Source organism: Rhizobium sp. R693, assembly GCF_002211315.1.
Classification (GTDB): domain Bacteria; phylum Pseudomonadota; class Alphaproteobacteria; order Rhizobiales; family Rhizobiaceae; genus Rhizobium.
In genome coordinates, this window is record NZ_LOKY01000049.1 from 84,680 (window position 1) to 108,378 (window position 23,699).

A 23,699-nucleotide genomic window follows, 5' to 3' on the forward strand; every position below is an offset into this window, starting at 1 on the left:
TGTAGCTCATGTTATCCGGATAACAATGTTGCATTGCAGCATTTTGTCGCGCGGTCGCGTTCATCCTTTCTTCAGTCGCGTTCCGGAATCATGTAAAAATGCGCCTCGCTGGATGCGCGCCTTATCCGTGAGCGCGGCCGTTACGGAATCGCCGGGATCGAGCCGGAGAGTGCCATGTCCGTCGATCAGGTGTTCCAGCAAATTTGTCAGCCCGCTACTGAAGTGCCGGCTCGCCTCGGCTGCCTCGTCGCTTGCAAGCGTCGTGGAGCCGATGATTCGAACGCCGAAGATGTTGATGGTCTCATTGGCTTTGGTCAGCGCACAATTTCCGCCCCTTTCAGCGGCGAGATCGATGATGACCGTTCCCGGGCTGAGCCGTGAAACCATATCCTCGTCAATCAGCACGGGGGCGGTTTGACCGGGATTCACGACGCTGGTCGTGATCAATTGCATCTTCGACAGGGGACCGGAAAGCTCTTGGCGAAGCCGCGCCAGCTCTTGCTCCGATGACGTGTCGAGAAATTTGGCACCGAGCCGTTCGATCTTCGCTTGCAAATCTTTTCCAAGGCCAAAACCATGGGTCAGTGCGCCGAGGCGGCGTGCGGTCGCCAATGCCTGCAGGCTTGCTGCGTCACTGCCCAAGGCGGCCATTTTGACCGGTCGCACGAAGCTTCCGTCCACCATTAGCATCGGATGCGAAATGCCGAATTGCCTTGCTGCCTCCAAGACGGCGGCGTGACCGGTGATGGCTGCCTGTCTCGAAGAGATATCCGCACCCTTTAGGCCTTGCATCCCGGAAAGCTGGGCGATGTCGAGATGGAGCGGCTGCTGTCCAGCGAGAGGACGGGTGTCCTGGGGCGCATTCGAACCAAGGAAAATAAGAATTGAGGTCGCCGGAAATACCCGCGTGGCTGCCGGCTGTCGCACGCTGACGAACATGTGTGACGAGGATACCATGTCAGCGAAATCGACGGGCTTTGCGCCGGCGGCGATATAGGCGTCGTCCGCATGGCCTGCGCCGACGCCGCATCCGCGCTCGAACCAAATCGACATTCGTCCGGAAAGGCGCCGCACATCCTCCGGCGTCAACGCAACCCGACGCTCACCGGGATGTGTTTCCCGAAGAAGCCCGGCACGGACGCGGACAAGGTTGGACATTCATCGCTCTGGAAAAGGGGTAAATCGAAATGCGGCGCGCGAGCGATATAGGCCGTCTCTTCCATAGTTTTATGACAGTTTCGTAGTTTTATTTTGGGCTGCTTTGTGAATTTTTGCATCGTCACAACTGGCGATAAGTCTTTCAATTTAAAGGATACTGGTCGTAGCTTGCATGAGTGATGTCGAATAAGGTCGCTGGCAGTGTGAGATCAGGTTTTGCCTGGCGGCTTTTGGATGTAATGGTCAGGCATAAGACGCGTGGCTGCTGGAGGCATGGGTGAATTTCTATTCGGTTTATGATCAAGGTTTTGTCCGCGTCGCGGCCTGCACGCCGACTTGCGAGATCGGCGATCCCGATTTCAATGCGCAGGCGACGCTGGAGCTGGCGCGACAAGGACATGCCGAGGGCGTTGGCCTCATGGTGTTCCCCGAACTCGGGATCTCCAGCTACTCGATCGATGACCTGCTGGGGCAGGACACGCTTCTCAAGGGCGTGGATGCTGCGATTTCCGAGATTGTCCGGGCAAGTCGCGAGCTCACGCCGGTACTTCTTATCGGCGCGCCGCTGCAGAGCGGCGGGCGGCTCTACAATTGCGCTGTCGCCATTCACGCGGGGCGTGTTCTCGGCGTCGTTCCGAAGATGCACCTCCCAAACTATCGCGAGTTTTACGAGAAGCGCTGGTTTGCCTCTGGACGCAGCGTCCGTGGCGAAAGTATTCGGGTCGCCGGCGAGAGCGTGCCTTTCGGTACGGACCTCATCTTCGCGGCTGAGGATATGGACGATTTCGTCTTCCATATCGAGATCTGCGAGGATCTCTGGGCTCCGGCGCCGCCAAGCGATTTCGGGGCGTTGGCGGGCGCGTTGATCCTCGCCAACCTTTCGGCGAGCAACATAACGGTCGGGAAGGCGGATACCCGCAAGCTTCTCTGCTCGGCGCAGTCGGCACGCAGCCTATCCGCGTACGTCTATTCCGCCGCAGGCCCCGGCGAATCGACGACGGATCTCGCCTGGGATGGTCAGGCTTGCATTTACGAGCTTGGCAGCATGCTTGCCGAAACCGATCGCTTTCCGACGACATCGCAGATGTGCGTGGCGGATATTGATGTTGAACGGCTGCGGCTCGAGCGCTTGCGAACCGGCACGTTCAACGATGCGACCACGCTCAATCTCACCGCCGAACACGAATTCCGGCGGGTCGGGTTCCCGTTCAAGAAGCCGAAGGGTGACATAGGCTTGAAGCGCAATGTTGCACGCTTCCCCTTCGTGCCGGCTGATGAAAGCCGGCTCGATCAGGATTGCTACGAAACGTTCAACATACAGGTGCAGGGGCTGATGAAGCGGCTGCGCTCGACCGGCATCAAGCGGCTTTGCATTGGCATTTCGGGCGGGCTCGATTCCACCCATGCACTACTCGTCGCGGCACGCGCCTTCGACCAGCTGGGCTGGCCGCGGTCGGACATTCTCGGCTTCACCATGCCGGGATTTGCAACGGGCGATGCCACCAAGACGAACGCCTGGGCGCTGATGCGGAGCATGGGCGTCACCGCCGAGGAAGTGGACATCAGGCCGCTGGCGCTGCAATTGTTGAAGGACCTGAAGCATCCATTCGCGGGCGGCAAGCCGGTCTACGATACGACCTTCGAAAACGTCCAGGCTGGCCTACGCACCGACTTCTTGTTCCGTGCTGCAAATCAGCGGAATGCGCTGGTGCTCGGAACCGGAGACCTGTCGGAAATCGGCCTCGGCTGGTCGACCTACGGCGTTGGCGACCAGATGAGCCACTACAACGTCAATGCGTCGGTGCCGAAGACCCTGATCCAGCATCTGATCCGTTGGGTGATCCGCTCCGGGGATTTCAACGCGGAGGCAAATGAGACCCTGGAGAGTGTTCTTGGCACGCTCATTTCGCCCGAACTGGTTCCGGCTGATGAGAACGGCGTCATGCAGAGCACGGAGGATAAGATCGGGCCATATGATCTACACGACTTCGCTCTCTTCTACACGACGCGTTTCGGCCTTCGCCCCTCGAAAATCGCCTTCCTTGCCTACAATGCCTGGCGGGATACCGAGGCAGGCGTCTGGCCGCCGCACTTCCCAGCCGACAAGCGCCGCAGCTTCGATCTGCCTATGATCAAGCACTGGATGGAGGTTTTCTTGTTCCGGTTCTTCACGATCAGCCAGTTCAAGCGGTCGGCATCGCCGAATGGCCCGAAAGTGACGTCGGGCGGTTCGCTGTCTCCGCGCGGCGATTGGCGTGCGCCGTCCGACGGTAACGCACGGATATGGCTGAAGGAATTGAAAGCCAATGTTCCTGATGTAAAGGGTTAAGCCAAAGCCTTGCAAAAGAGAGGCATCGCTGCAGATAAGATCCAGGAGAACACTGAGGGAGCTGTGAAGCGTGACGGATGAACCTTGTCCACCTGAAGTTCTCCCAGATCTCCCCCGCTACGAGATTCGTCAGGACCTACGTGGAAGGTGGGTGATCATCGATACCTTGACGTCCCTGCCGGCGGCTTCGGACGGTAGGGATTTCGTCGGCCTCAGCAAAAGGGATGCAGAGGACATCGCTCGCGAACTGAACCTCAGCGTGGCCCAGGGCCGCGATCCTCTGATCTGATCTCCTGGAACTTGCCGAACACCGGCTGCGTTTCGTTGCCGGAGGTGCAACGATGACAGCCAATGACAACAGGCCGGACGATCACTCGACCGATCGGCACACTGCCTACGAAGCGCAGGAAGAGGCCCTGTCCAGAGAAGGGCGCAGTCTCTCCATCTGGGCGTTGCTGGGTGCCGTCGCCTTCGTGGTGGCGATGGTCGTTTTGGCGTTCAGTGTTTGGACAAGCGGCGGCACAAGCCCCGCACCAAGAGTGCCGGCCGGAGCCAACAGCCCTAACGTCGCGCCACCGCCGACGCAAAACACGAACTGACCGAGGGCCTTACGTCATCCATTTTCGATGCTCCGCGAAGCGCTCCGCGAGCAGATCGATGAACAGGCGAACTTTCGTGGGCAGGTGATTGCGGTTTGGGTAGATGGCGTTGATGCTGAACTCGACGGCACGATAATCAGTCATCATTCGAACGAAACTTCCCGAGGCAACATCGTCGAACACAACGAAACTCGGTGCCAGGAAGACGCCCTGACCGGTCGTTGTGAGGTGCCGTAGGGTCTCGGCGCTATTGGATACGATGTTGCCGCCGATCTTTACGCTCACCTGCGCACCATCTGAACCTTCGAAGCGCCACTCGTCTCCGTAGGGGTAGTAGGCATACTGCAGGCAGTTGTGGTTGGTCAAATCCTCTGGCACCCGCGGCATGGGATGGTTCTCAAGATAGTTTGGCGAACATACGAGGATGTGCCTCCACGGCGTCAGCTTTCTGACGATAAGGCTTGAATCTGGCGGCGGCACGGTGCGGATCACGAGGTCACACCCTTCCTCGATCATATCGATCATCCGTTCCCCCACGCTCAGGTCGAGGGCGACCGAAGGGTAAAGCTCAAGAAATTCGCTGACAACGGGCAGCAGAAAGCGAACGATAGCGGCGCTGGTATAGACCTTGAGCGTGCCGCGCGGTGTCGAACTCATCGCTCCGGCGATGCCGTCGGCTTCCTCGAGGTCAGCCAGGATCTGAGCGGAGCGTTCGTAGTAGTATTTGCCGGTTTCCGTAAGGCTGACCTTGCGCGTCGTGCGGTTGAGCAGTCTGACTCCGAGCCTGTCCTCGAGGGACTGCACGTGGTTGCCAACCATCGTCACCGACATGTTGAGACGGCGTGCGGCTGCTGAAAAGCCGCCACACTCCACGACGCGGCCAAAGACTGTAAGGCTCGTCAGCCGGTCCATTGGGGTTCTCCGATTATCCGCTCTGAGTTGATGATCCTTCCCGATCTAAGCAGATTATCAGAATAGACCTGACGGCGCATTGTCCATCTCATCGAATTTGACCTCGCATGGCGAGGCAAGTCACAGGAGAAGGACAATGGTCGAATTACCCCGCAAGGAAGCCTTCGAGGTCGCCGGCGACCCCGAGGTCGCAAAGGTCGCCGAAGCCCCGGTCGCACCGGCTGCGGATGTCGCACCTGCCGTCGAAGCCAGCGGCAAGAACAGCCGCAAAATCGTCAAGCGAACGATCATTGCTGCTGCGCTTCTTGCCGGTGCCGCCTTTGCGGCCGACTATGGCCATCACTATTGGACGGTTGGCCGCTTCATCGAATCTACCGACGATGCCTATGTGAAGGCCGACTATACGACGGTTGCGCCGAAGGTTTCGGGTTACGTCGCCGAAGTCCTTATCGGCGACAACGATGCGGTCAAGGCTGGGCAGGTGCTTGCCAAGATCGATGATCGCGACCATCAGGCAGCATTGTCCCAGGCCAAAGCCGACGTAAAGGCAGCCACCGCTGCCATCACCAATCTCGATGCTCAGATCGAGCTGCAGCAGTCGATCATCGGCCAGGCGAGGGCGACGATCGATGCGTCACTGGCGACGCTGGATTTTGCCCGTTCCGATGCGGCCCGTTCGCAGCGGTTGATCACCAACGGTGCCGGCACGCAGTCGCGGGCGGAACAGAGCCAATCACTTCGCGATCAGGCGCAGGCGGCACTTGAACGGGATCGGGCCACGCTGGTTGCCGCGGAAAAGAAGGTGCCCGTTCTTCAGACACAGCGCGAGCAGGCTGTCGCGCAGCGTGAGCGCGCCGCCGCCGCCCAGCATCAGGCTGAGCTCAACCTTTCCTACACAAAGATCATCGCTCCGGTCGACGGCACCGTCGGCGCCCGCACCATTCGAGTCGGACAGTTCGTAACCTCGGGGACGCAGTTGATGGCAGTTGTGCCGCTGCATTCCGTCTACGTCGTCGCTAACTTCAAGGAAACACAACTCACCCATGTCCGCGCCGGGCAGCCTGTCGAGGTCAAGGTGGACAGTTTCCCCGACGTGGAAATCAAGGGCCATGTCGACAGCATTTCGCCCGCGAGCGGGCTAGAGTTCTCGCTGCTGCCTCCCGACAATGCAACCGGCAACTTCACCAAGATCGTCCAGCGCATCCCGGTGAAGATCGTCATCGACGACGAGAAAGTGAGCGGTTTGCTTCGCGCCGGAATGTCCGTCGAGCCGGAAATCGATACCAAAGCGGCCGTCAGATAGGTGGTCCCGGGAAGGATTATCCAGTCTGACTGGATGATCCTTCCCTCCTTTCCCGAATTATCAGCCGAACCTCGTCATGAGATTGTTTCCGCATAGCCGGAAGGAGAGACGTCATGGCTACACTTCAGATTGTCGCCAACAATTCGAGTCGGCGTCCTGTGGACGCCGCGGCTCCGGAGCCTGCAGCCGCGATGAGCGCCTTTCGAATGTGGAGCGCAGTCGTCGGTTCGACGCTCGGCGCGTTCATGGCCGTCCTCAATATCCAGATCGTCAACGCTTCGCTCGCGGACATCCAGGGTGCGATCGGCGCGGGTAAGGACGACGGCGGCTGGATTTCGACGTCCTACCTGATTGCGGAGATCGTGGTCATCCCTCTCAGCGGCTGGCTTGCTCAGGTCTTTTCCGTCCGCAAGTATCTCCTGACCAACGCCATTTTGTTCCTGCTATTTTCCGTCGCCTGTGCTTTCGCGGCGAACCTTCAGCAGATGATCGTGCTGCGCGCCGTTCAGGGCTTCGCCGGCGGTGTGCTGATCCCCATGGCCTTCACCATTATCATCACGCTGCTGCCAAAGCCCAAGCAGCCGATCGGTCTGGCGCTCTTTGCCCTTTCGGCGACCTTTGCTCCCGCCATCGGGCCCACCATCGGCGGATATCTGACGGAGAACTACGGCTGGGAGTTCATCTTCTACGTCAATCTGGTTCCCGGTTTGCTGATGGTGGGAATGCTCTGGGCGTCGCTCGATCGCGCTCCGATGAAACTCGGTTTGCTCGCAAAGGGCGATTGGCCGGGTATCATCACCATGGCAATCGGCCTTGCCGCCCTACAGACGGTGTTGGAGGAAGGAAACAAAGAGGATTGGTTCGGATCGGATTTCATCATCCGACTGTCGATCATCGCCGTCGTCTCGTTGACTTTGTTTCTCATTATCGAGCTGAAGACGGCTCATCCGCTGCTAAACCTCAGGCTTCTCGCCCGTCGCAATTTCGGCTTTGGCATTGTGGCGAATGTCCTGCTCGGGATCGCCCTTTATGGCTCTGCCTTCGTTCTTCCGATCTATCTGTCGCGCATCCAGGGATACAACTCCGAGCAAATCGGCATGGTCCTCGCCTGGACGGGCATTCCACAGCTGTTGTTGATCCCGCTGGTGCCCCGTCTGATGAAGCGCTTTGACGTTCGTTTGCTGATCGCCGTCGGTTTTGCGCTGTTTGCCGCTTCGAACTTCATGAATGTCTACATGACCGCCGACTATGCGAGCGACCAGCTCTTCTGGCCGAACGTCATCCGCGCCGTTGGGCAGGCGCTTGTTTTCGCGCCGCTCTCGGCCGTCGCAACGGCAGGCATCGAGCAGGAGAATGCAGGCTCTGCATCCGCGCTGTTCAACATGATGCGAAATCTCGGGGGCGCCGTCGGCATCGCAAGCCTGCAGACCTTTCTGACCAAGCGCGAGCAATTCCATTCCAACATCCTGACGAATTCGGTCTCGGTGTTTGAGGAAGCCACTCGGGATCGTGTCGCAAAGCTGACCGCCTACTTCATGAGCCACGGTGTCAGCGATCAGGCCGTTGCCACCCACAAGGCCGTCGTTGCCATCGCGTTCAAGCTGCGCAAGCAGGCCAACATCATGGCCTTCAGCGACACGTTCTTCGTGCTCGGTGCCGCATTGCTCGTCGCACTGCTCGCAACGTTGCGGCTGAAGAAGCCAGGTCATCTGTCCGGGGGCGACGCTCACTAGCGCCTCACTCCGCGATCAGGGAGAAACGCCATGAACCGCCTCCTCCAAATCGAAACCGAGACGCGCCCTTCAAAGACGGATCGCGTAGCAGCCAGTACAAACTCACTGTTGTCGCTGATCGAGTGGCTCTCCGGCGATGAATGCCATGCGCTCGATGAGCCCGGCCTGCTCTCCACCCTCGGCCGCCGCCTGCTGCTATTAGGACTGCCGATCGATCGCTTGACGCTTCATCTCATGACGCTTCATCCGGAACTGATCGGCCGCACACTCGCCTGGGCTCCCGGCGACCCGGTCGAGATCCACGATCGCGAACATAGCGCGCGCCAGACGTTTGCCAGCAGTCCGTTGCGCAAGGTGATGGACAGCCGCGAGTCGCTCGTCGTCGGGCTGGGCGAGAGTATGCATGGGCGCTGGCAGGATATTGATATCTTTGCTGGCCGTGGGCTCGTGCAATTGATGATCGCGCCTCTTTGCAATGCCGACGGGCCGGTGAGTGCGGCGGCCTTCGGCACACGGCGACCGGGCGGCTTTACGCCTGCCGAAATTCAGGTTCTCGAGCGGATCCTACCAGCGTTGCGCAACACCTGCGAATTGCGGGTGATGCGGCAAGTCGAACTCAGCCTGCTCGATACTTATATCGGTCCGCTGACAGCGCAGCGCATCCTTGCCGGGCGAGTCCGGCAAGGTGAGATCGAATCCATCGAGGCGGCTCTTTTGCTTTGCGATCTGCGTGGTTTCACGGAGATCTCGAACAGGCTGCCAAGCAACAGCGTGCTCGAGCTGCTCAACGCTTATTTCGACAAGGTCATTCCCGCCATCACGCGGGAAGGCGGCGAAGTTTTGAAATTCATGGGTGATGCCGTCCTCGCGTTCTTTCCTGGATATGATCCGGCCCGCAGCAGCGCTTCGGCGTTGATAGCCGCCAAGGGCATTTTGCGTGAGATTGATCGGTTCGAGTTCGAGGATTTTGCTCTCAATGTCGGCATTGCCCTGCACCATGGCGAAGTCAGCTACGGCAATATCGGCTCCGGCCGTCGCCTCGACTTCACCTTGATCGGCCCCGATGTGAACCTCCTCAGCCGCATCCAGACGGCATGCGGAGACTTGCGCGTCCCGCTCTTGATGTCAGGCAGATTTCGGAAAGAGGCGCGCGCCGAAGCCGTTTCGGCCGGGCGGCACGCGTTTAAGGGGTTCCCGGAGAAGGTAGAGCTCTTCTGCTTGCCGGAATCGTGAGCCTTTTCAACGATTGCTCGAAAGGACCATCGCGCCATGAAGTCGGGCGCAAGCGCCGATATGTCTACGGGAAAGTGGAAGGCGAATATAAACTATATAAATAATAGCTATTTGTTGTGTGTTCACGGTTTTGGCGTTATTTGCTGAATAATGGGATGGAGAGTATGGGGGCGTAGGGCAACAAGAAATGCTGACGAAAAAAGGAAAGTATGGTTTGAAGGCACTGGTCGACTTGGCGCGGCTTGCACCGGGGGAAACGGCCTTCATTAACGACGTTGCTTCGCGCAACAACATTCCAAAGAAGTTCCTTGATACAATTCTCTTGGAATTGCGAAATGTCGGCATTCTTCGTTCGAAGAAAGGCCCGGGCGGCGGTTATTCATTGTCGCGTCCGGCATCTGAAATTCGCATCGGCCATGTCATCCGTACGCTTGATGGTCCTTTAGCGCCTATCCGCTGTGCCAGCCGTACGGCCTTCGAAGCCTGTGACGACTGTTCGGATCCCGAGACCTGTCAGGTGCGGCGCTCCATGACTGAGGTCCGGGACGCGATCGCCGACATTCTCGACAACATGACGCTCGAGCAATTCGTCGCATCCGGCAACAAACTGGACGATGCCGACGAAGAAGCGGCTCTCTCGGTCGCCAACTAAAGGTCAGCCGCCGAAATAGTGCGTTGCGGCCGCCCGGTACAGCTCGTCAGCGGCCGCATCGTTCGCACGAATGCGTGCATTTCTCCAATATCGATCGAGATTCCGGCCGATGCTTGTCGCGCCGTTGCCCGACAGCTCGAACAGTGCGTTGGCGACATCAAGGGCGGTCCGGCTTGCGGTGACCTTGGCGGTGGAAGCAGAGAAGAACGCGGCATCGATCGTGGTGGCAGACGGCCCGATCTGAGAAAAATCGAGCTTGCCGCCGGCACTTTCCACGAGCGCGGCAGCCGCTTGCACGGAGAAGGCAAGCTTGCCGATATCGGCTGAGCGCGGCAACTCCCGAAGATTGGCGAGAGCGGCCCGGGCAATGCCGAGGTCTGTGCCCGCATGGAGAAGGGCAGCCAGGGCCGAAGCCGTCGTGTGACGGCGCGGCCCATCGTCCGTTGCAGCTTTCGCGTCGCCGGTGACGCCCTGGGCGACCGCTGTCCCGGCACCATTCGTCCTCTGTCCGAAACCATCCCAGTCATCGATGATTTGCAGGCCTTCGCTCTCGCGGGCAAGATAGAAGCGAACCTGCTCGCCCTCGGCATCGATTGCGTCGGCCACGATCCAATCGGCGAAAAGCAGGCCGGGGGACCTCAAGCTCCGCCCCTTCAGTTCATAGGCGACACCGAGCGGACTGGCTGCGCCCGCGGTGTCGAAGGCTGTCGCCGTGAAGTGATCGCCGGCGAGCGCACGAGCGAAGAGCAAGTCTCTTCGCTCTTCGCTCGGGTCGTTCCGGAACTGTTCGAGTACGGTGAAATGATGCTCAAGGCACTCGGCAATCGAAGAATCGCCTTCAGCGATGATGGCGACGATCTCGCCGAGAAGTGCGTTGGCGACATCCAGCCCCTCGTTCTCAGGGGGAACTGTGACGGCTGTCAGTCCCGACTGAAAAAGGGCGTCGAGTTCCGCGCGAGGAAAGACCCGATTGATATCTCGCTCGCTGGCCTGCAGCGCGAAGTTCGCGGCAAGACGGCGTGCGGTCGCTATCGCCTCTTCCTCGCTTTCTATACGGTGCGCGGTGGGTCTTGTCCGGTCATGAAACCGCGATACGGTCCCCATCACTCCTCCCATCAGTTGCGCCTCTAGGATTGATGGATTGCAGGTGCAATGATAAGGCGCGTTTTTCTACGAATGCACGAGCGATTGAATTTTATTGTCGTTTGATTGCGCCAATGCGAATCACTGTGATGCTTCGATGCCTGCAATGAGAGGTTCAACATGCCTTCGACGGTCCGTGAGCGGCTGAAACTGGATCCTGGCGATATTCCGATCTATGCCATCGGCGACATTCACGGCAGACTCGACCTGCTGCAGAAGGCAGAGCAGGCGATCATCGACGATGCCGCCGCGATCCCGGGGCGCAAGTTGATCATCACGCTCGGCGACTACATTGATCGCGGGCCGTCATCGGCACAGGTGATCTCGCACCTGATGGGGCTTCCGCCCGAGAATTTCGACCGTATCTGCCTGACCGGGAACCATGAGACCACGATGCTCGACTATCTTGATGGTCTGGTTTCCTTCTCGGATTGGATGCGAATGGGGTCGGATGCGCTTCTGCGCTCCTACGGGCTCGACCCGGAGCAGCTACCGCTGGTTTTTTCGAGCGCCGCCAAGCTCGATAGCTTCGTCAAGCAGTCGATTCCGAAGCCGCACGTGGATTTTCTGCGTTCCCTGCCGATCTTCGTTGATACACCGAATGTGCTATTCGTGCACGCGGGCATCGATCCAATGCTGCCGATCGATGCGCAAAGCGACGACGACCTCGTTTTCATCCGTCATCGCTTTTTTGAAAGCCGTCAGCCGCTACCGAAGGTGATCGTTCACGGCCACACGCCGAATGAGGAGCCGGAGGTTCTGCCAATGAGGCTCAATCTCGATACCGGCGCCTTCCACAGCGGCAAACTCACCGTTGCCAGGCTATGGAAGGGGCGGGTGCATCTATTCCAGACCTGATCAAGCGCCGGCTTCCGCTGGCTCCCGCTTCTTCGACGTCTCTTCGGTGTAGTAGCTCACATATTTGTGGCGGTAGCGTTCGGTGCCGCCGAAGTTGGTGAACTTGCCGAGTTCGGTCATGTCGGTCTTGTTGAGGATCACACCTAGGATCTTGGACTTGATCTGCGGCTCGGCGTTTAGAAGGTCACGCACGACGCTCGTTGGTGTCGAGCCCCATTCGGTCACGAACAGGAAGCCGTCGACCTGCGGGGCGAATGCCTTGGCGTCGATGACCGGGCCGAGCGGCGCGAGGTCGACAACGATGTAGTCGAACATCTTGCGCGCATTTTCCATCAGATTGAACATGCCCTGCGAAGCCAGCAGTTCGCTCGTGTGCATGAGATGATCGTTTGGTAGAACCGGCAGGATTGCCAGCTTCGTCAGCGGATCGACCTTGACGGCGCTCGCCCACGGAACTTCACCAAGAACGGCCTCGACGAGACCCTGCTGCGGAGGGGTTCTCAGCATGCGCGTCAGGCCGGGGTTGCGAAGATCGGCGTCGATGAGCAGCGTACGCTTGCCGCTGGAGGCGAGAAGCGCCGCGAAATTGGCAGCCGTGGTCGACTTGCCTTCTCCTGGCATCGCTGAAACGACACCGATGACGCGGTCCGATTTGCCCTGGAACATGACGTCGCTCGCAAGCTTCGCATTGCGCAGGGTTTCGGCAAAGACCGACCGCGGCGCTTCCAGCACAACACGCATGATGCGTTCGAAAGTTGCGCCGGAATCGGCAGCCGCTTCCGCCGGGTCAACCGGAGGATTGGCGCGGGGCCGGAAGATCTTGCTCTCCCGGGGTGGCTTGCCGATTAGCGGCAAGTAGCCGAGGAATTTGAGTCCAAGGATCGTCCTGACATCGCCCTCGACGCGGAAGAAACGTTCGCGGAATTCCTGGAATGCCGTGAGCGCACCGCCGGCCATCAGGCCGAGGACGATGGCAAGGCCGAGCGTCATGGTTTTTTTCGGGCTCGACGGCGAAACCGGCACGCCTGCCTCAGAGATCACACGAGCCTTGGCAATGGGGAAGGACTGCTGCTGCGAGGCCTCTTCGTACTTGCCGAGGTAGGATTCGTAAAGTGTCTTCAAGGCCGTTGCCCGCTGCTCGAGATCGTTGAGCTGGACGAGCGACTTGTCGGCTTCCGAGTTCTTGCCCGTCAGGTGTTCGATGTTCTGGCGAAGCGAGGCTTCCCGTGAACGGGCGACCTCGAACTCGTTGCGGTAGCTGGAGGTGAGTTGCTGCAGTTCCTGATAGATCTGCCGGGTCAGGTCCTGCTTTTCGGCGCGCAGTGCGACGGCCTGCGGGTGGTTCTCGCCGAAGTTTGTGGTGACCTCCTGTTCGCGTTTGTTCACCGAGACATAGCGGGTGCGCAGGTCCTGGATCACCGTGTTGTCCGTCTGGCCGGACGAGATTGCCGCGTTATTGACGGCGCTGTCGGGGCCGAGGTCGACGATCGACTTGAACTGGTTGTAACGGGCCGAAGCACTGGCGCTGTCGGCTTGCGCGACGATCAGCTGCTTGTTGAGGTCGGCAAGCTGCTGTTCCGACATCAGTTCACCATTGGCGGACGTCAGGCCATTCTCGGCCTTGAACTTCGCGACATCGAGTGCAGCCTGCTGCGACCGTTCGCGAAGATCCGCGAGGCGCTGCTGCAGCCACACCGAGGCGCTTTCCGTCGCGTCGAAGTTGGCGTTCAGCTGGTCATTGAGGTAGGCAGTGGCGTAGGCCTTGGTGATCCGTTGCGCGAGCTGCTTGTCGGTCGAGCGGAAGGAAACTGCGAGAACGGAGCTGCGATTGACCCGCGATACCGCTACAGCCTCTTGCAGCAAGGCGGCTGCCTTCTGACGGCGACCGTTTCGCGCATCGTCTTCCGTTACCGGCGGACCGCCAGGCGCCAAGGCGCTGACGATCAGCTTCACGCCGGACTTGATTAGCTCGACCGGCGACTGTGAGGGGTCAAGAATTGTAGAATTGTCCTGCAGCTTCTCGGCATCAACCACGCGAAGCGCAAGTTGGTTCGATTTCAGGATTTCGACGGCGCTGGCAATCTGCATGTCGACCTGCTGCGAGCTGGCGGCCGGGGTCGGATCCTGCGCATATTTCGCGATGTCGTCGTCGAGGAGGATCTGTGTCATCGACGTATATTGCGGCGTCGCGAAGAGCAGAAAGACGACGGCAAGCGTCACGGTCGCCGCAACGCAGAGCGCGATCGATCCGGAGCGGCGGATGAGGATTGCGATCAGGCGATCGATGTCGATAAAGGAATCGGAATCGTCGGCCGCTTTGGGCAGAGTGCTGTGCAAGGTCAGGTTCCGTTGGTTCATGGCTCTATCCTTTGCGGGAGCGGGTCACGCCATCGATGGCTGTCAGGTCGGTCCGGGGACTTACCAAGTGGCGAAGCGGCGCGAGTGCGCGATGGATCCGAATGGCGATCGGCATCTTGAGATGCGCCACCGCCGACGGATTGCTCCAAGCCGTCTTGATCGCACCGGAGATCGACTGGTCTTTGATGTTCTGTACGAGGATGAGGAATGCGCGGCCTCGGCGGAGGCTTCGTTCGCGAAACTCCTGTGCGGCCGCCGCCTCCGCATCCAGCTTGTGATCTCGAAGGAAAGCCTTATCGCCTTCGATCATGGCATCGATGTGGTGAAGGGCGAGAACGCGAGAAATCGATCCCTCGCGGATCTGATAGTCGTAGCCGGGGATTGGCTCGATCACGCAGCGTCCACCAAGTGCTATAGCCGAGGCGAGGAACAGATAGTCCTCGCCGACTTTGAGGGCCTCGTTGAAGCGAAGTCCATGCTGTTCGATGAAGGCGCGCTGAAAGATTGGCTTGAGATAACCAAAGTTATGCGTTGTCTGAAACAGGGCATTCGATCGTATGAATAGGGGAAGCGTTAGCTCGGGCGTCTCTGCCAGCGATTGTGCGGTAAACATCGTCTCCGGCGGAGTGCCGTCGGCGCGAATGACACGGAGATTGTCGACTGCAATCTGAGCGTCAGCCTTCTCGGCGCGCTCGATCATACGCCGCAGCCGGTCCGGTTCGACGGTATCGTCGGAATCGAGAACGGCAAGCCAACGGCCTGTCGCGGCCGACAGGGCCGCGTTACGCGCTGCCGCAGGCCCGCCGTTGCGGGCGAGGGCCAGCAGCTTGACGTTCCTGTCTGTGTAGCGATCCGCAATGGTTCTTGTCTCGTCCGTCGAGCAGTCATCAGCGACGATCACCTCGACCGAGACGCCTCTTTGTGCAAGCGCGCTATCGATCGCCTTGGCGAGCGTTTCCGCCGCATTATAGGCGGCGACGATGAAGCTGACGTCGGGTTGGGTTTGCGTCATGCGGCCTCCGCCGTTCCATACTGACGAATTTCACGCACGCCCAGCAGACCGCTGACCACGCCGGTATGCATGAGGCCGCGAAGGGCGTAGCGATACCGAGGGATCGGGGAAAAGATGCAGGCAAGCGCCGCGGCATAGCAGAAGACTGCTTTGGCGCCGGCGAGGCCGACCTGCTTTAGCCGCTGCAAGCCGGTGTTCTTTTCCTGGAGTAGCCGCCCGTGTGTCTGGCCGAAGCGGAAGCGGCGTTTGGCGAGCCAAGATAGGCCAGCGCGGCTTTCGGTCACCGGTTCATAAACATAAGCCTCGGGCGCAAAGGCGATCCCGCCGCCATCGGCATGCATGTGGCTGAAAAATTCGGTGTCCTCGCCACCGGTGCGCCCAAGCGCCAGGTTGAAGCGGCGCCCGACAACATGGGGCGAGTCGAGGCGAAGGAGGACGTTACAAGTGTATCCGGTGCGGATTTCGCCGCCGACCCAGACGGGCAGGGTGGAATGGAAGTCGCCCTCGCGCATCCAGTTCGGCGCCGTGGACGAATAGACGCTGCGGACAGGACCAAGGACGGCATCCGCCTTGGTCTTGCTGGCGACAGCAAGCAATTCCACGAGCCATTCTTCGCAGGCGTCCTCATCATCGTCGATGAAGGCGAGGAAGTCACCGGTCGCGTTGTCCAGACATGCATTGCGGGCAATCGAGATGTTCGAGGCGGGGCAGTGCACATAGGTAATTTCATGCGGAATGGTCGGGCGAAGCGCATCGATCCGTTCCTTCGCACTCGGCACCTTGTCGTTGTCCGCCACAATAATCCGCAGCGTTGCGCCATCAGGCACGGCGAGGACCGCCAGCGAAAGCAGCGCTTCGTCAAGCGAGGCGCGGCGATACGTGCAAACGCCGATGTCGATCCGCATGGGTTTCACATCACTCATGAGGAGACCTTTCTGCCGCGGAAGCTCAGAAGCTCCATCCAGAAGCCTGCTGACCAGGCGAAGTGCATCACCATCGCTGAAACGGCGGCGAGCGGGCCGTACGGGTTCCGGTGGCCGATGGCCATCCAGAAGCCATAGCCCACGCATGCAACGGCCCAGAGGCTGAATGGGATGACGGCCGCCCAGTTCAGAACGGCAAGAAAAGCGCCGATAAAGACCGGTACGACGAGAAGCGGAAGCATCTGCCGAAGATTAGGCATGCTGCCATGCTTGAGAATGTTCTTTGCCCGACCTCGACCGTAGCCGAGGTACTGGCGAAACAGCGTCGAGATGGTCGAGCGCGGATAGTAGGTCATCCGGGTCTTGTCGGTCATCCAGATGCCGAAGCCTGCCTGCTTCAGGCGGTAGTCAAGTTCCGCGTCCTCGTTATGGCTGAAGGTCTCGTCATAGCCGCCGACGGCATCGAAGGCTGCGATGCGCATCAGTGCGTGATGGCCGTGATTGGTCCAATGACCCTTGGCGCCCTCGCGATGCTTGGAGCCGCCGTTCCCGAGCTTGGAGTTCTGAGCAAAGGCCGTTGCCTTCTGGAAGACGCCGAAGCCGACGGTTTCCATCGCGACCACGACGGAGTCCGCCTGAGTCAGCACGGCTTCCTGCACAAGGCGACGGCAGTAATCGGCTGGGTAGTCGCCATGCGCGTCGATGCGGATCAGGTAATCGTAGTCTCGGCCAAAGGTCTGCACAGCGAGATTGATTGCTGCGCTCTGGATCCGACGAGGATTGTGCAGCAACACGATCCGCGGATCGGCGGCGCTGATGTGGGCGACGATGTCGCGTGTCGCGTCCTTGCTGCCGCCGTCGGCGACGACGATCCGGGCATTCATGTGATCGAGTTCGAGGCTCAATTTGGCGACCAGAGCCTCGATGTGTTTTTCTTCATTCAGGCAGGGAATGATGATGAGACTGGAGACGCTGGCACCGACATCAGGCTTCATGGTTGTCCACCCTTCTGGAGATACGCTTGTGGGAGTAATTGCGCCGGCGCCGCCCCTCTCTGCGGTGGCCGGAACAAGGCGGGAAAGGCTCGCGACGAGAGCAGCACAATCGCTGCGGTCGGCAAGCCAGGTCTTGCGATCCTTGGCGGCGACGGCCTCGCTCAATGCGCGGTAACGATCGCCGGTCAGGCTTTCGAACAGATGTTCGAGCTGCGAAACGGTCGCTTCCGAAAGTGCAAGGCCGATGTTGCGGCTCTCAAGGAAACGTGCCGTCTCGGTGCCCCCAAGGGCGATCGGGACAGCGCCGTACAGGCAGCCCTCATAGAGCCGGTTCGGCAGAAGCCAGCTCGAATTGAGGCCTTCCTCGAAAAAGTCGATCGCCCATGAGAAGTGGACGTCATCATAGATCGTCCGCAAATCTTCGGGGTTGCGGTAGGCGCCTTCGAAACGGAGATAGGGCTCGTCACGCACGAACGCGTCGAAATCGTCGAACTCGGAGTAGGCGGGGCGACCGCGCAGAACGATTTCGACCCTGCCTTCCATGCGGCGCGAGAAATCGGCGAGCAGGCCGAGCGATTTGCGGCACCGAAGCGCACCGAACCAGCCAATCTTCCACGACTCCCCCGGTTGCTTCAGGGGGCGGCCGAATGCCGGCCCGACGGCTGCTTCCTCGAGCGAGATAACCTTGTTTTCAATCAGAAGCGTCTCGGCTTTGACGCCGGATCGAGGATTGAAATAGTTCTCTATGAAGGCGGGGGAACTCGTCAGGATCAGCTTTGCATGTTTGCCGAAATGCGCCTCGGCACGGCGGATCGCCTTGCCGATCATGTCGTCGCGCAGCAGAAGGCGATGGATATCCAGGCATTCGTAGACAACGGGAACGCTGCCGCCGAAAAGCGTGTTGGCTTTGTGCGCGACGGCCAGCGCTTCCAGATTGCGTCCGATGATGAGATCGGGCTTCTCCACGTTCCTCAACAGCGCCTTGAGGCCCGCTATCGCCTTTGCGACAGCACTCATGCGCTGCGCAAACTTCGCATCGGCCGTGCGCCCGAGTTCGATCGGCGTGACGCCATGCATTTCGGCAAGCCGGTTCTCTCCACGGCGGAAACCGGCGAGCACGACTTCGGCACCTCCCTCGCGCAGCATCAGCACCCGCCGCCGTACGGCGGGGTCTGACAGATCATGCACGAGGTAGAGCACTTTGAGCATCGACGTTCCTTTTTGTGTGTCGGCCTCTGCGGGGCTGAGTGCCTGCGGGACGCTGGTCAGTTGAGCGTGCATGCGATCGATTCAGGGAACTGGCACTTGTCGCCGAGCGCGGTGAAAGCCACGCGATCGACGCTGAGAACGGCCGGCTTCGTGTAGTCGAAACGACCCATCCAGTTCGAAAGCGTGTCCGAACCCCATAGGCTGAAGAAGATCTTCTGCGGGGTGGACGGTATCTTCGAGGGATCAGTAACGTCCTGAACAAGCTTGCCGTTCAGGTAGTAGCGCAGGCGATCCTTTTCCCAGATGAAGGCATAGTCATTGAAGCCCTCATCGGCTTTACTGCCAACCGGAACGAGCTTCTCGTTGCCGCCCTTGGCCTGCACATACTGGTTCACCTGCACCTCGCCGGTGTTCTTGCCCAGCACTTCGAAGTCGATCTCATCGTGCTTCTGCTTGTCGGCGGGGCCGATGTAGGTGAAGAACGCGGAATTGAGACCAGAGCCAGTGCCGGCCTTGATACGAGCTTCATAGGTGCCATAGCCGTAACGCTTGGTCGTCTGGATCTCGCCACACAGATAGTTCCGGTCCTTGGACTTTCCGTCCGCGAACGAGAGCTGCAGGGCGCCGTTCTCGACCTTAGCGTTGTTCTTCGACCAGGTGCAGTTCTGGTGGGCGCCGTTGTTCCAGCCGTCCGAAACGTACCAGAAGCCACGATTGATCTTGTCGAAGTCATCGACAAAGGACGTTCCGGATGCCTGTTGTGCCAAAGCCGGCAGCGCTGAAACGCAGGCTGCCGTGATGGTCAGAAGGCTGAGGCAAAGTTTTCGCGCATGGGCGATTTGGGTCGTCATGTGTCACCTTTGCTGTGTAACGAGTTTGCGAGAGACGTCCTGGGGCGACGCCGGGGTTGCGGACCGTTTGGTCCGGCCGCCTGTCAGAATTGCGTAGAGACGCGGAAAGTTCCGTCGGCACAGCCCGTTCGACAGTGCGAGAAGCGGAAACAGCAGGGCGAAAGACAGGACGAAAAAGAGCGGATAGAAGCTCATGTTCGTCTTGCCCCAGAGGATCCAGAGAAAAATGAGCAGCGGATAATGAGCACAAAAGATCCAGAAGCTAAGGCTTCCCGTCTTCGCAAGCCGTTGACCTAGCTGCGTCTTGATCAGCGGTGCCGACAATAGCCAGAAGCCGAGCGCGCCGACGATTGCTAGCGCATTGCGGAAGAATTGCACCCAATCGGGCAGGGAAGGGCCTGTGACGAAGATTGCCGTTGCCAGAAGTGCCGAGGCCGCGAGCAACAGGAAGATGCCAACCAGCGCAAAGCGGTCGAGAGCCTTCAGGTCGACCTGCTGCAGGGCAATGAAGATGCCGAGACTGAAGCTAAAGAGGATCGAGCGCTTGAGCACGATATAGATCGACAGCTCCGGAACCAGTGCGATCACCAGCAAGGCGGTCAACGTCAGAATCGGCGCGCGGCTGATCAGCCACGCCAGAATCGGCGAAAGCAGGATGCAGACGAAGAGATCACGGAGGAAATAGAGGGGTACGTTCGCCGGAAAATTCTCCACCGCCAGCACTTGCGTCATGAGATCGCGGCCGGACACGTCTAGCGGGTCAGGCAAATAGCCGTCGCCAACCCCAACGCTGGTGGCGAGAATGATCGCTGCAATGAACGCGCAGTTCCAAAGCAGGAACGGCAGAAACACCGTCTGCACCTTCGTGCGCACGGCTTTCTTGTAGCTGAAGTTTTCCTGCCCGCTACGAAACAGCAGATAGCCGGAGATCGCGCTCAGGCAGGGAACGCCGACGCGAAAAAGCGCCTCCGTCAGGAAAACCCGGATCCAGTCAAATGCGCCGTAGGTCCCGTCATAGGGACTGCTGGCGGCGTCGAACGGTATATGGACGAACACAATGCCCGAAATGAGCACGATGCGCATCAGATTGATCCGTGACGATACATTCGCATCAACATTCACGTTATCAGTCACCCCTTTTGGGCCGCACCTCCCCTTGCGACCGTTTTCAATCAGAGCAGACTCGAGCCCGCACGCCGAAGTTAGGGCGGATTCACGGAAGAAAATATGGCACTGCAGCAAAAAGTGATCGGCGGTCCCACTTCGTAACAATCGTCCTGTGCTGGCTCAGTATGGGAAAAAGCCGACGTGTCGGGCTGCCGAATCGTCCTGAACGTCAACAGGAGCAGTGCATTTTATAACTTGATGATATTCATGAATTTCTGGGTCCTTTCCCCGCCAAAGGGCCCGAAAGTTTTTGTTGGCTGGTGAACGATTGTTACAACGCGAGGCTGACGAACCGTTCTGATCGTGGCCGAATTGCGGCCCGGGACCGAGCAGTCGTTTCGTTTCGATACGGCGTGGCAAGATCCGATCTACTCATCCGCTTTGACAAACTTCGGCCGAATTGAGCGTCATCATTTTGCAGTGCAGCAGACTTGCTATGCCTTCATTCACCCCTAGATGCGCTGGGGCGGAAAACATCACTTCCCGTATCTCAAGGAGAGAGTATGGCGACCTTCACGATCATCATCCCCTTCTACCAGCGTCAGGACGGCATTCTCAGCCGCGCTCTGGCGTCGGTTTTCTCGCAAAGCTTCAAGGATGTTGATGTCATCGTCGTCGACGACCATTCACCATGCTCTCCGGATGCGGACCTCGCGCTCCTGTCGGATGAGGATAGGGCGCGCGTCACTGTGATCGCTCAGCCGAATGCTGGGCCGGGCGGCGCCAGGAACACTGGCCTCGATCATGTGCCGGAGGCAACGCGATACGTCGCCTTTCTCGATTCCGACGATGTCTGGACACCCGATCATCTGGCCAATGCGGCCACGGCGATGGAGGCTTTCGGTGGCGACTGCTATTGGGCGTCCATCGAAGGGGGCGAGGAGTTCGACTACCATTTCGGCATCGTCGCTCTCGAGAGAGAGGAGGGGGCGCGGCGTCTGTTGGACAAGCCGCTGATCCTCGATGTGCCGGATCTCGCCGGTGTCATGCTGAAAAATTGGGCCTTCCTGCACATGTCCTGCATGGTCATTGGCCGCCCGCTGTTCGAGAAGGTTCGTTTCGACGCTGCCCTGCGATTGGCGGCCGAGGATGTGCTGTTCTTCTGCGATTGCATCATCGCGGCGAAACGGGCGCTGCTCTGCGGAGAGCCGGGGGCGTTGCGTGGGGAAGGCATCAACATCTTCCACGGCGTCGACAACGCTTCGCCGGAGTTTCTCAAGCAGCAGTTCATCACCTGGATGGCGCTTGACCAGCTGGAAAGCCGGTTCTCCAGCAGGCCCCAGGAGGTCGAGACGATCAAGGCGCACAAGAACACCGCGCGAAAGCAGGCGATCTGGAGCCAGATCGGCCTACTACGTCGCCGCAAGACGCCGGATTTCAGATTGCTCGCGCGCTGGACAGCGCGCGACCCCCGTTTGCTTCAGAGCGCGCTGCAGCTGGCAGCCGCGAAGTTTTCGAGATAGTCGAACCCCGGCTACTTGGCCGGGGCGCTCAGAAGATATCTCAAGCCATTGCCTTGCGCGGTGACGGAAACGCCACCCGGATTTCGCAGGCGCTCCGTCTTGTCCATTAGGATGCCTGTTGCAACGGGCGGGAAGGCTGCCGGGTGCGTTGCGATGTAGGCGATTGCTGCCAGCGGGCCCGATTGCGATTTGATGTCGAGGAACCGTCGCAACTCATATTTGCCGCGCACATGCCGCTCGTGCCGACGCACGGCCTCGGCGGCTTCCGGCGGCAATCTTGACGATGTCAGGAGCGCACGATCGGCCTCGTAAAGGCGGCGAAGATCTTCGGTGCGGTGGCGACCGCTCAGCGAATTTCCGCGTACGACAGCCCCGTAGCCGCAGCTGTGGATGACCTTATAGCGCGCTCCGAGCGCCAGCGCCCTGATGTAGAGATCGTAATCCTCCCCAAGCCGCATCTCCTCGCGATAGCGCAGGCCATGCTTGTCCAGGAAGGCCCGCCGCATGATCGGCTTGAGGAAGCCGATTTCACCGCGGCGAACGCCACGCTTGGAAATGTTGCCATCGACAAAGGTGGGTAGATCCAGGAACAGCGGGCTCTCGGCAAATTGCTGGAGGCGCTGTGGTGCCTGGCTTGCCGTATCTGCATCGACGAAGGCGATGTTGTCTGCAACGAACTCCCAGTCGTCTTCGGCAAGCATCCGGCGAAAGCGTCCCTCGAAGAAGAAATCGTCCGCGTCGAGGATTGCGATCAGGGGTGCCGAAGAGATGTCGATGGCGTGGTTGCGGGCGGCGGACGGGCCTTTGTTCTGATCGAATCGGACGACATTCAGCCTTCCGCTGGCGTCGTCCGCACGTCTTGCGGTCTCTGCCGTGCCGTCGCTGGAGCCGTCGTCGACGACGACCACTTCGGCCACTTCTGGCTCCAGAAGCGCCGATCTAACGGCGGCTTCGATGGTATCCGCCGCGTTCTTGGCTGCGATGATGACGCAAATGCTTGCCGTTTTTGCCACGCGTAGCCTCCGTTGTTTTTCGCTCCAACAACTAAGACGTCAAAATGTGGCGGACAACGGGTGGCCGTTCAAATGATGTTACGGGCGCAGACACTCACCATGCCGGAGAGGCACGACCGTGGTTCGAATCGCGATGCTTAGCGGTTGAACGGTTCAGAGCCCTTGAAGGGCGTCACGGGCAGCTTTTCCGTTTCTTCGCGCTTCACTGCGGGACGAATCGTACGGCTCTTCGATTCTTTCCAGACAAGGTAAAGCACGCCACCGAAGTAGCCGGCCTGGAGCAGGACGGCGCAAATCGCGGTCTTGATCGCGGTGCCGGCGAGGGAACCGCTCAGCCAATACGTTGCCACAGCAAATACGGCCAGCGCGCCGAGCATGCTGAAGATAACGCGAGGTGCATACATCTGTTGCCTCCTCCATCGGAGCTTCGTTCAACAAACAATCGTTGAAGACGAAACCGCCATCAGGATCCTTCCTAGGATAATGTTTTACAGGACTTCCTGTTTCAACTGAAGCTCTGGAGACGTTTTTTGCGTCTGCGAGATGGGTAGTACAGCGACGATCTTAAAGGTTTCTTCCGGCTATTGGTAAAAATGCCACGTGCTGCCGCTGCTTGGCTGCTTTTGGCAAAGATGATTAAAAATTATTAGGCGCATCTCTGGTTGTGCGCAATTTGGCAATACAAGTTACTATTAGTGCCACAATGTCGACCGTACCGAGCGGGTCAGGATGGTTTTTTGTTCAACTTTTATTACAAAGTTTTAATTTCAAACGTTTAGCTGGTGCAG

At 59.3% G+C, this 23,699-nt stretch carries 20 protein-coding genes; 9 read left to right on the forward strand and 11 right to left on the reverse strand.

Features of this window, described 5'->3' with window-relative positions:
- Window positions 1-60: 60 nt before the first annotated feature.
- Window positions 61-1,158: an NAD/NADP transhydrogenase subunit alpha gene (locus ATY79_RS29445; protein WP_088705735.1), complete on the reverse strand. Its 1,098-nt coding sequence runs from the start codon at window positions 1,156-1,158 to the stop codon at window positions 61-63.
- Window positions 1,159-1,435: 277 nt separating this feature from the next.
- On the opposite strand from ATY79_RS29445, the gene ATY79_RS29450 reads away from it, so the two are divergent.
- From ATY79_RS29450 to ATY79_RS29460, 3 genes are all read left to right on the forward strand, one after another.
- The gene (locus tag ATY79_RS29450) at window positions 1,436-3,487 is read left to right on the forward strand and encodes an NAD(+) synthase (protein WP_088705736.1); all 2,052 of its coding nucleotides are present in this window, start codon (window positions 1,436-1,438) and stop codon (window positions 3,485-3,487) included.
- Between the two features lie 151 nt (window positions 3,488-3,638).
- A complete protein-coding gene (locus ATY79_RS31815; protein ID WP_245306932.1) occupies window positions 3,639-3,776 on the forward strand; it encodes a hypothetical protein in 138 nt (45 codons plus the stop codon).
- A 52-nt stretch (window positions 3,777-3,828) separates the two neighbouring features.
- Window positions 3,829-4,086: a hypothetical protein gene (locus ATY79_RS29460; RefSeq protein WP_088695121.1), complete on the forward strand. Its 258-nt coding sequence runs from the start codon at window positions 3,829-3,831 to the stop codon at window positions 4,084-4,086.
- A 9-nt stretch (window positions 4,087-4,095) separates the two neighbouring features.
- On the opposite strand, the gene ATY79_RS29465 is transcribed toward ATY79_RS29460, so the two are convergent.
- Window positions 4,096-4,998 (reverse strand): LysR family transcriptional regulator, encoded by a 903-nt coding sequence (locus ATY79_RS29465; RefSeq protein ID WP_088695120.1) that lies wholly within the window; start codon window positions 4,996-4,998, stop codon window positions 4,096-4,098.
- Window positions 4,999-5,134: 136 nt separating this feature from the next.
- On the opposite strand from ATY79_RS29465, the gene ATY79_RS29470 reads away from it, so the two are divergent.
- The 4 genes from ATY79_RS29470 to ATY79_RS29485 all read left to right on the forward strand — a co-directional run bounded on the left by ATY79_RS29470 (window position 5,135) and on the right by ATY79_RS29485 (window position 9,919).
- Window positions 5,135-6,301, forward strand: a complete 1,167-nt coding sequence (locus tag ATY79_RS29470) for an HlyD family secretion protein (protein WP_088695119.1) — start codon at window positions 5,135-5,137, stop codon at window positions 6,299-6,301.
- A 113-nt stretch (window positions 6,302-6,414) separates the two neighbouring features.
- Window positions 6,415-8,034 carry an MDR family MFS transporter gene (locus tag ATY79_RS29475; RefSeq protein WP_088705737.1) on the forward strand — a complete coding sequence of 540 codons (1,620 nt, stop codon included), beginning with the start codon at window positions 6,415-6,417 and terminating at the stop codon, window positions 8,032-8,034.
- Window positions 8,035-8,064: 30 nt separating this feature from the next.
- Entirely contained in the window at window positions 8,065-9,267 is a 1,203-nt protein-coding gene (locus tag ATY79_RS29480; protein ID WP_088705738.1) for an adenylate/guanylate cyclase domain-containing protein, read from the forward strand.
- A 187-nt stretch (window positions 9,268-9,454) separates the two neighbouring features.
- Window positions 9,455-9,919, forward strand: coding sequence for an Rrf2 family transcriptional regulator (locus ATY79_RS29485; RefSeq protein ID WP_088695116.1), 465 nt, complete (start codon window positions 9,455-9,457; stop codon window positions 9,917-9,919).
- Window positions 9,920-9,922: 3 nt separating this feature from the next.
- On the opposite strand, the gene ATY79_RS29490 is transcribed toward ATY79_RS29485, so the two are convergent.
- On the reverse strand, window positions 9,923-11,023 hold the full coding sequence (locus ATY79_RS29490) for a monooxygenase (protein ID WP_088705739.1): 1,101 nt from the start codon (window positions 11,021-11,023) through the stop codon (window positions 9,923-9,925).
- 159 nt (window positions 11,024-11,182) lie between these two features.
- On the opposite strand from ATY79_RS29490, the gene ATY79_RS29495 reads away from it, so the two are divergent.
- A complete protein-coding gene (locus tag ATY79_RS29495) occupies window positions 11,183-11,920 on the forward strand; it encodes a metallophosphoesterase family protein (protein ID WP_088695114.1) in 738 nt (245 codons plus the stop codon).
- Here ATY79_RS29495 and ATY79_RS29500 read toward each other — a convergent pair whose 3' ends face one another.
- The 6 genes from ATY79_RS29500 to ATY79_RS29525 form a co-directional block, all read right to left on the reverse strand.
- Window positions 11,921-14,278, reverse strand: coding sequence for a polysaccharide biosynthesis tyrosine autokinase (locus ATY79_RS29500; protein ID WP_088695113.1), 2,358 nt, complete (start codon window positions 14,276-14,278; stop codon window positions 11,921-11,923). It lies immediately after the preceding gene.
- Between the two features lie 4 nt (window positions 14,279-14,282).
- Window positions 14,283-15,290 (reverse strand): glycosyltransferase family 2 protein, encoded by a 1,008-nt coding sequence (locus ATY79_RS29505; protein ID WP_088705740.1) that lies wholly within the window; start codon window positions 15,288-15,290, stop codon window positions 14,283-14,285.
- A complete protein-coding gene (locus ATY79_RS29510) occupies window positions 15,287-16,213 on the reverse strand; it encodes a glycosyltransferase family 2 protein (protein WP_088695111.1) in 927 nt (308 codons plus the stop codon). Before ATY79_RS29510 ends, ATY79_RS29505 begins: the two co-directional genes overlap by 4 nt.
- Window positions 16,210-17,208, reverse strand: coding sequence for a glycosyltransferase family 2 protein (locus ATY79_RS31110; RefSeq protein WP_189638100.1), 999 nt, complete (start codon window positions 17,206-17,208; stop codon window positions 16,210-16,212). The genes ATY79_RS29510 and ATY79_RS31110 overlap by 4 nt, the downstream gene beginning before the upstream one ends.
- 1,265 nt (window positions 17,209-18,473) lie before the next feature.
- Window positions 18,474-19,268, reverse strand: coding sequence for a glycoside hydrolase family 16 protein (locus tag ATY79_RS29520; RefSeq protein WP_088705742.1), 795 nt, complete (start codon window positions 19,266-19,268; stop codon window positions 18,474-18,476).
- Between the two features lie 3 nt (window positions 19,269-19,271).
- Window positions 19,272-20,390 carry an acyltransferase gene (locus tag ATY79_RS29525; protein ID WP_088695199.1) on the reverse strand — a complete coding sequence of 373 codons (1,119 nt, stop codon included), beginning with the start codon at window positions 20,388-20,390 and terminating at the stop codon, window positions 19,272-19,274.
- Between the two features lie 548 nt (window positions 20,391-20,938).
- Here ATY79_RS29525 and ATY79_RS29530 point away from each other — a divergent pair.
- Complete coding sequence (locus tag ATY79_RS29530; protein ID WP_088705743.1) at window positions 20,939-21,898, forward strand: glycosyltransferase family 2 protein; 960 nt, start codon at window positions 20,939-20,941, stop codon at window positions 21,896-21,898.
- A gap of 11 nt (window positions 21,899-21,909) precedes the next feature.
- On the opposite strand, the gene ATY79_RS29535 is transcribed toward ATY79_RS29530, so the two are convergent.
- Complete coding sequence (locus ATY79_RS29535; RefSeq protein ID WP_088695107.1) at window positions 21,910-22,911, reverse strand: glycosyltransferase family 2 protein; 1,002 nt, start codon at window positions 22,909-22,911, stop codon at window positions 21,910-21,912.
- A 137-nt stretch (window positions 22,912-23,048) separates the two neighbouring features.
- Window positions 23,049-23,315, reverse strand: coding sequence for an exopolysaccharide production repressor protein (locus tag ATY79_RS29540; protein WP_088695106.1), 267 nt, complete (start codon window positions 23,313-23,315; stop codon window positions 23,049-23,051).
- Between the last annotated feature and the right edge of the window lie 384 nt (window positions 23,316-23,699).